Source organism: Bradyrhizobium campsiandrae (assembly GCF_014529705.1).
GTDB lineage: Bacteria > Pseudomonadota > Alphaproteobacteria > Rhizobiales > Xanthobacteraceae > Bradyrhizobium > Bradyrhizobium campsiandrae.
Genome location: NZ_JAANIH010000422.1, coordinates 1 through 242 on the forward strand (window position 1 = coordinate 1; position 242 = coordinate 242).

Below are 242 nucleotides of genomic sequence, written 5' to 3' on the forward strand. Positions count from 1 at the left end.
ATCGAATTGCGGCGCATCCTGCTTGAGCACCTTGTCGACGTTCCACACCACCGCGTCGGCGTTGAACGGAGTACCATCATGGAACGTCACGCCGGGACGCAGCTTGAAGGTCCATTTGGTCTTGTCGGTGTCATCGACCTTCCATTCGGTCGCGAGCCCCGGCACCAGCTTGCCGGGGCGATCGGCGACGTCCATCTCCCACGCCACCAAGGGGTCGTAGATCGTATAGGCGGTGAACTGAT

1 protein-coding gene is annotated in these 242 nt (G+C 60.7%); it reads right to left on the reverse strand.

Features of this window, described 5'->3' with window-relative positions; translation table 11 throughout:
* Positions 1–242: ABC transporter substrate-binding protein (locus tag G8O24_RS43760; protein WP_244646479.1), on the reverse strand; the 242-nt coding region annotated here is incomplete at both ends.